The sequence below is a fragment of the Bacillota bacterium genome, assembly GCA_040754675.1.
Classification (GTDB): Bacteria; Bacillota; Limnochordia; order Limnochordales; family Geochordaceae; genus Geochorda.
Map to the genome: position 1 here is coordinate 1 of JBFMCJ010000164.1, position 8,137 is coordinate 8,137.

The window sequence follows — 8,137 nt, forward strand, 5'->3', positions numbered from 1 at the left end:
GTTTCCGCACGACCCCGCAAGCCCTTGACATAACTGGTGCCGGCGGTGGGAGTCGAACCCACATCCCCTGAGGGGACACGATTTTGAGTCGTGCGCGTATGCCAGTTCCGCCACGCCGGCGCTGAGGAGGTGGCTTGCGGGCGAGGCTATGATACCAGCACCCGCCAGAGTTCGTCAATTGGCGGCTCAGCAACGCTTTCCCGGCGGCCGTCCGAACGGACCAGCCAGATCCCCGAGCCGGCCGGAGTGACCTGGCCGATCACCGCCGCCTCCAGGCCGCGCTCCCGCAGCCCGGCGACGACTTGATTTGCGTTCGGCGAGGCGACAAGCATGGCCCCTGACGAGATGAGCCGCAGCGGATCGATGCGGTAGTATTCGCAGATTCGCCGGGTCTCGGGGCGGACCGGCACCGCCGCCTCCCAGAGTTCGGCGCCGACGCCCGAGGCCTGCGCTAGCTCCCACACGGCCCCCACCACGCCGCCCTCGGTGGCGTCGTGCATGGCCGAGACGCCCAGCTCCGCGGCCACAAGGCCATCCCGGACGGCGCTCACCTCGGCCAGGAAAGTGCGGGCCCGGGCGAGGAGTTCGGCGCCGAGAGGGCCTTCGAGTTCGCGGGCGCGGTCGGCAGCCAGGATGGCGGTTCCCTCGAGACCGACCGGCTTGGTGACGAGAAGGCCATCCCCGGGCCGGGCACCGGCGGAGGTAACGAGGCGGCTGCGCTCGACGAGCCCCATGGCGGTCAGCACGATAATGGGAGCCGTCACCTTGCTCGTGATTTCCGTGTGGCCGCCCATGACCTCGATGCCCAGCGCCTCGGCCGCGTCGGCCACCTGGCCCATGGTATCGGCAATCTCAACATCGGTCGTGCCGTCGGGCATTAGCAGCACCACCTGGATGCCCAGGGGTTCGGCGCCCATGGCCGCCACGTCGTTGCACGCCACGTGAACGCCAAGCCGCCCCATCTCGCCCGAGGCGCCCGTGATGGGATCGGAGGACACCACCATGAGGCGCCCGCCGAGGTCGGCCACGGCCGAGTCCTCGCCCAGGCGGGCGTGCACCAGCACTTCCGGGCGCAGCCGCCCCAGGCGGGAGAGCACGAGCTTGCGGAGCTTGTCCGGCGGGAGCTTGCCGGCCTTGAGCCGGGTGACGGCGGGGCCGCCGTTGGTTGCGCTGGTCACCGCGGCGGCAGCCCTCCCTCGCGGGCCAGACGTGCCAGCGCCCGGTCGAATGCCGCGGCGGTCGCCTCGATATCGGCATCGGTGTGGGCGGTGGAGAGAAAGCCCCCGTTTCGCATCAGGTCGACGCCTTCGAGGAGCATGGCCCGGCGCAGGCGCTGGACGAGGCCGTGGGATTCGAGTTCGGCGCCCGGCGGCCCGGCCTGCAGCGGCCACCAGCGGCCCTCGGCGTCCTGCCGCCCGTCAGCGTCCAGGGCGATGTGAAACCACGACGAAAGCCCGTAAACGAATCCCTTCGCCCGGTGGCGCTCCAGCACCTCGTTGAGTGCCCGCACCAACCGGTCGGTCTTCTCCGCCGCCTCGGCCGTCGGGCGGCCGGTGGCGACCTCCCGCAGCATGGCGATGCCTGCCGCCGCCGATAGCGGGTTGGCGTTGAACGTCCCGAGGTGCGCCACCCGCTTCGTCGCGTCCCGCTTGGGGTCCCCGCTGAACCCCAGCGCCGCCATGACGTCCGCCCGCCCCGCGACAGCCCCGCCAGGCAGCCCGCCGCAGAGGATCTTGCCGAGGCAGACCAGGTCGGGCCGGATTCCGTAGTACTCCTGTGCCCCGCCGGGCACCATGCGGAAGCCGGTGACGACCTCGTCGAAGATGAGCAGCACGGAGTACCGCTGCGTTAGTTCCCGGAGGGCGTGCAGGAAATCAGGGGTGGTGGGGAGTTCACCCCAGACCCCGCCACCCGGCTCGATGATGATCCCGGCGATGTCGTCCCGCGAGGCGAGGACGCGGGCAACCAGCTCTGCATCGTTGGGCGGCACGGCCAGCGTGGCCTCTGCGGTCTCTTCCGCGATGCCCGGCGGGCGCTGCACGGACCCGAGTGCCGCCGTGGGGGCAGTCCCGGGGACCGACCGACGGTCAGTCGGTCCGGCGGACACGCCTCGCCCCCGGGTGAGGTCGCCGGCCGCCTCGCCCGCCGGCTCGTCGGATGCGGCCTCCGGCACCACCGCCGCTGAGGCGTAATCGTGCCACCCGTGGAAGTGGCCCTCGAAGCGCAGAATCTTCGGCCGCCCCGTGAACGCCCGGGCCAGCCGCATCGCAAGCTGCGTGGCCTCCGTCCCCGAGTTGGTGAACCGGACGCGTTCGGCCGCCGGCATGAGCTGACGCACCAGGGTCGCCCACTCCACCTCCAGCGGGTGGCAGGCGCCCAGGTGCGTCCCCAGGGCTACCTGCCGCGTCACCGCCTCGACCAAGGCCGGGTGCGAGTGGCCCAGCAACAGCGCCCCGTGGCCCATCCAGTAGTCGATGAGTTGGTGACCGTCGACGTCCCACTTGTAGGCGCCCCGGGCACGTTCGGCGTAGACCGGGAACGGCCACAGGTACCGGGCGTCGTGAGTCAGGCCCGAAGGTATCAGTTGCTCGGCCCGGCGGTAGAGCCGGGCCGAGCCGGGGAAGGTTCGGTCGTACTCCTCGTCCCGCCGGGATGACAACTACATGGCCTCCTTGAGCGGCACGTAGGGCAGGTTGTGGGCCTGGGCCACGGCCTGGTACGTCACGTGACCCTTCAGCACGTTCACACCCCGCGCCAGAGCCGCACTTGACGCCACAGCGGCAGCCCACCCCTTGTCCGCCAGTTCCACCACGTACGGCAGGGTGCAGTTGGTCAGCGCATACGTCGAGGTGCGGGGCACCGCGCCCGGGATGTTGGACACGGCGTAGTGGATGACCCCGTGCTTGACGTAGACCGGGTCGTCGTGGGTCGTCGCGCGGTCGACGGTCTCGACGCACCCGCCCTGGTCCACCGCCACGTCCACGATGACGGAGCCTTCCTTCATGGAACGGACCATCTCCTCGGTGACCAGGCGGGGCGCCCGCGCGCCCGGGATGAGAACGGCCCCGATGACCAGGTCCGCGTAGCGCACGGCCCGATCGACGTTGTACCGGTTGGACATCACCGTGATCAGGTTGCCCTCGAGCACCTCCTCCAGAAAGCGCAGGCGGGCGAGGTTGGTATCGAGCACCGTGACGTGGGCACCCATGCCGAGCGCGATGCGGACCGCGTTGTATCCCACGGTGCCGGCCCCCAGGATCACCACTTCGGCAGCCGGCACGCCGGGCACGCCACCCAGCAGAATCCCGCGGCCACCATACACCTTCTCCAGGTACTGCGCCCCCACCTGAACCGCCATCCGCCCCGCCACTTCGCTCATCGGCGTCAGAAGCGGCAGCGTCCCGTCTGGGAGCTGAATCGTCTCATACGCCACCCCGATGATGCCCCGCTGCAAGAGGGCCATGGTGAGCTCGCGGTCCGGCGCCAGGTGCAGGTACGTGAACAGCACCTGCCCCGGCCGCAGAAGCGGCCACTCCTGAGGCTGCGGCTCCTTCACCTTCAGGATGAGGTCGGCGTCGGCGAAGACGTCTTCCGCCCGCTTGCGCATGACGGCGCCGGCCGACACGTACTCCTCGTCCAGGATCCCGCTGCCCCTGCCCGCCCCCTCCTCAATCAGTACCCGGTGCCCGCGGCGGGTCAATTCCTCCACGCCTGCCGGAACGATGGCGACCCGGTTCTCGCCCCGTTTGACCTCTTTGGGAACCCCGATGATCATGGCGCCCAACCGCCCCTTCCCCGCACGCTCTGCCTGGAACGCCAGGTGACCGCCACGTCTGTTTCGCGAGCCGGCGCTCACGGAACCTGGTGTACCTGCAGCATGTTGGTCGAACCCGGCAGGTCGGTCTTCACGCCGGCCGCGACCACCACCCGATCCCCCGAACTCACCAGGTTCGTCTCTCGGGCGGCCCCCAGCGACACGTCGATCATTTCGTCGATGTTGCGGGCTCTCGGGACCACGACGGGGACGACCCCCCACACCACCGCAAGCTGCCGTGCCACCTCAGAATACGGCGTGGCCGCCACGATCGGCGCACGCGGGCGAAAACGCGCCACCATGCGAGCCGTCGCACCCGATTGGGTCGAGCAGAGGATGGCCGAGGCGCCCACGTCCTCGGCCGCCTCGCAGGTGGCGCGACTGATGGCCTGAGCCACCGTGGGATCCAGGGCGCCGGCGGCAGCAGGCGCGCCGGGTCCTCGCCCGGGCCAGCTGCCGGGGTCGCGCCAGTAGGGGTAGGCGCGTTCGGCGCTGATGGCTATGCGGTGCAGCATGGAGACGGCCTCCACGGGGTGTTCGCCCACGGCCGTCTCGCCCGAGAGCATCACCGCATCGGCGCCGTCAAAGATCGCGTTGGCCACGTCCGTCACTTCGGCCCGGGTGGGAAGGGGGCTCCGAACCATGGACTCCAGCATCTGCGTGGCTACGATGACCGGCTTGCCGGCCGCGTTGCAGCGCCGGATGATCTCCTTTTGCGCGAGGGGCACCTCCTCCAGGGGGATGTCCACCCCCAGGTCGCCGCGCGCCACCATCACGCCGTCCGCCGAGGCCACGATGGCATCGAGGTTGCGCAAGCCCTCGGCGCTTTCAATCTTAGCAACGATGCACGCCCTGGAGCCGGCGCGCCGCAGCTCGTCGCGGACGGCCTCCACGTGCTCGGCCCGCCGCACGAAGCTCGCTGCCACGAAGTCCACGCCCACCCGGGCGGCCCAGAGCAGGTGCTGCCGGTCGGCTGCGGTCAGCGCCGGCAGCGCCACGTCCACCCCGGGAAGCGCCACGCCCTTGCGGGAGCGCAGAAGCCCTCCGTTTTGCACCCGGCAGCGCACCCGGCGCTCCTCCACACTCTCGACCACCAGCCGGATGGCACCGTCGTCGAGGTGGATGGCCTGGTCGGGGCGAACGGACTGCGCGAGCTGCGGGTAACCAACGGCGATCGCCCCCGGCCCGGCCGGCTCGCCGGGCTCCACCCCTTCCAGGACCACCACGTCCCCCGGCTTCAACCGGATGGGCTCGTCAGGCAGGTCTCCCAGCCGGATCTTGGGCCCCTGGATATCCAGCATGACGGCCAGTTGTCGCTGGTGCCGGCCGCTGAGGCGCCGGAGCCGCTCCAGCCGCCGGGTGTGCTCGTCGAGGGTCCCGTGAGAAAGGTTGAGGCGGGCCACGTCCATTCCCGCATCGAGCATGCCGGTCAGGATCTCTTCGGTTTCACTTGCCGGGCCGATGGTGCATACGAGCTTCGTATGGCGGAACGATACCACTGTCCCTGATCCCTGCTTCCTGCGCCTTCGTTCCATGGCCGCGCGCGGCCGGCCGTCCGCCGCTCCCCGCCCCCGCGCTGCTCCGCAGCGCCGGCCCGCTACCGCCGGGGAGAGCGGCCTGGCTCACGCGGGCCGCCGCGCCGGAAGCCCCGCCGCCCCCTGCCTTCCTCCCGAGCTGCCCCGATGGGCTCAGTCGCCGCTCCGTTGGGCAGTGCGGGTCCGGTCCCGTGGCCGCCCGCCTCGGGCCCGGTTGCCGGAGCAGCCCCGGCAGGCTCCGGTTCGCCGGCACCGGACGGGGTCGGTGTGCCCGCGCCCTTAGGGGTCTGCTGAGCCAGCTCGGAAAGCTCCGCGCTCTCGTCCGGGCTCCGCGCCTCGCCCGCCATCCCCCAGACGCCCATGTTGCGGTAGCGCCGGTAGCGCTGCTCGACCAGTTCGTCAATGCTCAGCATGCTCAGTTCCTGCAGTGCCGCCCGGATGGCCTCTTTGACGGCCTGGGCCGTCTGCACTTTGTCCCGGTGCGCGCCGCCCGGCGGCTCGGGAATGACCCCGTCGATAACCCCGAACTCCACCAGGTCCTGCGCCGTCAACCGCAGAATCGAGGCCGCCTCCGGCGCCCTGCTGGAGTCGCGCCACAGGATCGTCGCGCACATTTCCGGGGAAATCACCGAGTACCACGCGTGCTCCAGCATGTAGACCCGGTCGCCGACCCCGATGGCCAGGGCCCCGCCGCTTCCGCCCTCCCCCGTGACCACGCACACGATGGGAGTCCGCAGCCCGGACATGGCCATGATGTTTTCGGCAATGGCTACGCCCTGGCCGCGCTGCTCCGCTTCGATCCCGGGGAAGGCGCCGACCACGTCGATAAACGTGATGACCGGCCGCCCGAACTTCTCCGCCTGTTTCATCAACCGCAGCGCCTTCCGGTACCCCTCCGGGTGCGGCAGCCCGAAGTTGCGCCGCAGGTTCTCCTTGGTGTCGCGCCCCTTCTGTGTCCCGATGATGGTCACGGGGCGCCCGTCGAACCGGGCGATGCCGCCGACCATGGCCCCATCGTCACCGGCCTTGCGGTCGCCGTGCAGTTCGACGAAATCCTCGAAAATAAGCGGCACGTAATCCAGGAAGGTGGGCCGCCCGCTGTGCCGCGCCATCATCACGCGCTGCCAGGGGGTCAGGTTGCGGTAGATCTCCTCCCGCAACCGTTGGGCGCGCCGTTCCAGGAAAGCGATCTCGTCGCTGAGCTGCATCCCCTCCTCTTCGTTGAAGGCCCGGAGCTCGTTCAGGCGCTTCTCCAGTTCGACCAGCGGCCGCTCCCACTCAAAGATGCCGTTGCTGGCCATTGCGCCTCTCCTCTCGCGGCGCGTGCAGGGCAAGCAGTCGGGTCAGCGTCGGCTTCATCTGGCGGCGGTCCACGATCATGTCGATCATGCCGTTGCGCAGGGCAAACTCGGCGGACTGAAATCCCGGCGGCAGCTTCTGCCGGATGGTCTCCTCCACGACCCGGGGGCCCGCGAACCCGATGAGCGCCCCGGGCTCCGCCAGGATGACGTCGGCCAGCGATGCGAAGCTCGCGTAGATGCCTCCCATGGTGGGGTCGGTCAGCACCGAGATGTAAAGCAGCCCCGCCTGGGAGTGGCGTGCCACTGCCTGGCTGGTCTTGACCATCTGCATGAGCGATAGGATGCCCTCGTGCATCCGGGCGCCCCCGCCGCCCGCCGAGAAAATGACGACCGGGAGCCCAAGCTCGACCGCCCGCTCGAAGGCCCGGGCGATCCGCTCGCCCACCACCGACCCCATGCTGCCGCCCATAAACCCGAAGTCGATGGCGCCCACCACCACGGGCCACTCGCCGATGGTGGCCGAGCCCATTACGACGGCCTCGTCAAGGCCCGTGGCCTCCTGCGAGCGCGCGACCTTCTCCTCGTAGGAGGGAAAGCCCAGCGGGTTGAGCGATCGCAGGTCGCTGTCGAAAACCTCGAACTGCTCGAGCCGATCCAGCAGCAGCGACAGCCGTTCCCAGGCACCGATGCGGAAATGGTAGCCGCACTTCGGGCAGACGCGGTAGTTGCGCTGCAGTTCCTTGGTGTAAAGGATGGCCCCGCACCCGGAGCACTTGGTCCACAGCCCATCCGGCGCCTCTCGCCGGGGCGCCGGGGGCGCAGCGGGCGCCTTTACGGTCACGTAACGGGACTTACCCCGGAAAAGATCCTTTAACATAGCGCGTGCTGCTCTCTGTTAGCGCCGTCCTCCCTGACTACGGCCTGAATGAACGGGTCAACAGTTCGCTGGCGTCCTGCGCCTCGGAGCTGGGCACCAGCACCTCGAACTGGCCCGGCTTTCCCCCGGTGTAATAGCCCCCCAGCGGCCGGATGGCCGCGAGCAGGCCCTCTTTCTCCAGAAGCTCTTTCATCACCTTGGCCACGGCGCGGTTGGGGGCGATATAGACGACCACCCAACCCATCCCGGCCACTCCTCTCGAAAGACCTCCGGGGTTACCTTCCGGACTCGAGGTGGCCGTGGCGCGTCCAGAGTTCTGCGCGCCCTCGGATTTTGATGGCCGACGTGTGCACCGTAAACTGGGCGATCATCACTTCGCCCCTGTCCAGTTTCTCCGTGTGGTGAAAGCGCGTCTCCGGCCCCCGGGTCAGGCCCATCACCGTTACGCCGTCCTCCAGCGCCTTGATGATCACGAAATCGCCGAGCACCACTTCGGCTTCGTCCGGGAGTTCCCCTCCAGGACGCTTGCCGGCCTCCCCGCCTGCCATGGGTCTTAGGCCACCCCCCGCTCCGTCACCCGGCAGCCTTCCCGGCGGCGGTACCCGCCGCC

General features: G+C 69.8%; 8 protein-coding genes and 1 tRNA gene. All 9 read right to left on the bottom strand.

Annotated elements, in window-relative coordinates:
- Window positions 1–34: 34 nt before the first annotated feature.
- The 9 genes from AB1609_10830 to mtrB all read right to left on the bottom strand — a co-directional run bounded on the left by AB1609_10830 (window position 35) and on the right by mtrB (window position 7,964).
- A tRNA-Leu gene (locus AB1609_10830) sits at window positions 35–120 on the bottom strand.
- 26 nt (window positions 121–146) lie between these two features.
- Complete coding sequence (locus tag AB1609_10835) at window positions 147–1,178, bottom strand: AIR synthase family protein (GenBank protein ID MEW6046962.1); 1,032 nt, start codon at window positions 1,176–1,178, stop codon at window positions 147–149.
- The gene (locus AB1609_10840; protein MEW6046963.1) at window positions 1,175–2,659 is read right to left on the bottom strand and encodes an aspartate aminotransferase family protein; all 1,485 of its coding nucleotides are present in this window, start codon (window positions 2,657–2,659) and stop codon (window positions 1,175–1,177) included. Before AB1609_10840 ends, AB1609_10835 begins: the two co-directional genes overlap by 4 nt.
- Window positions 2,660–3,775, bottom strand: coding sequence for an alanine dehydrogenase (gene ald, locus AB1609_10845; protein MEW6046964.1), 1,116 nt, complete (start codon window positions 3,773–3,775; stop codon window positions 2,660–2,662).
- A gap of 77 nt (window positions 3,776–3,852) precedes the next feature.
- Window positions 3,853–5,313, bottom strand: a complete 1,461-nt coding sequence (gene pyk / locus AB1609_10850; protein MEW6046965.1) for a pyruvate kinase — start codon at window positions 5,311–5,313, stop codon at window positions 3,853–3,855.
- Window positions 5,314–5,411: 98 nt separating this feature from the next.
- Entirely contained in the window at window positions 5,412–6,650 is a 1,239-nt protein-coding gene (locus tag AB1609_10855; GenBank protein ID MEW6046966.1) for an acetyl-CoA carboxylase carboxyltransferase subunit alpha, read from the bottom strand.
- On the bottom strand, window positions 6,628–7,527 hold the full coding sequence (gene accD, locus AB1609_10860; GenBank protein MEW6046967.1) for an acetyl-CoA carboxylase, carboxyltransferase subunit beta: 900 nt from the start codon (window positions 7,525–7,527) through the stop codon (window positions 6,628–6,630). Before accD ends, AB1609_10855 begins: the two co-directional genes overlap by 23 nt.
- 37 nt (window positions 7,528–7,564) lie before the next feature.
- A complete protein-coding gene (locus tag AB1609_10865) occupies window positions 7,565–7,771 on the bottom strand; it encodes a glutamate decarboxylase (GenBank protein ID MEW6046968.1) in 207 nt (68 codons plus the stop codon).
- A gap of 31 nt (window positions 7,772–7,802) precedes the next feature.
- The gene (gene mtrB / locus AB1609_10870; GenBank protein ID MEW6046969.1) at window positions 7,803–7,964 is read right to left on the bottom strand and encodes a trp RNA-binding attenuation protein MtrB; all 162 of its coding nucleotides are present in this window, start codon (window positions 7,962–7,964) and stop codon (window positions 7,803–7,805) included.
- Window positions 7,965–8,137 lie beyond the last annotated feature (173 nt).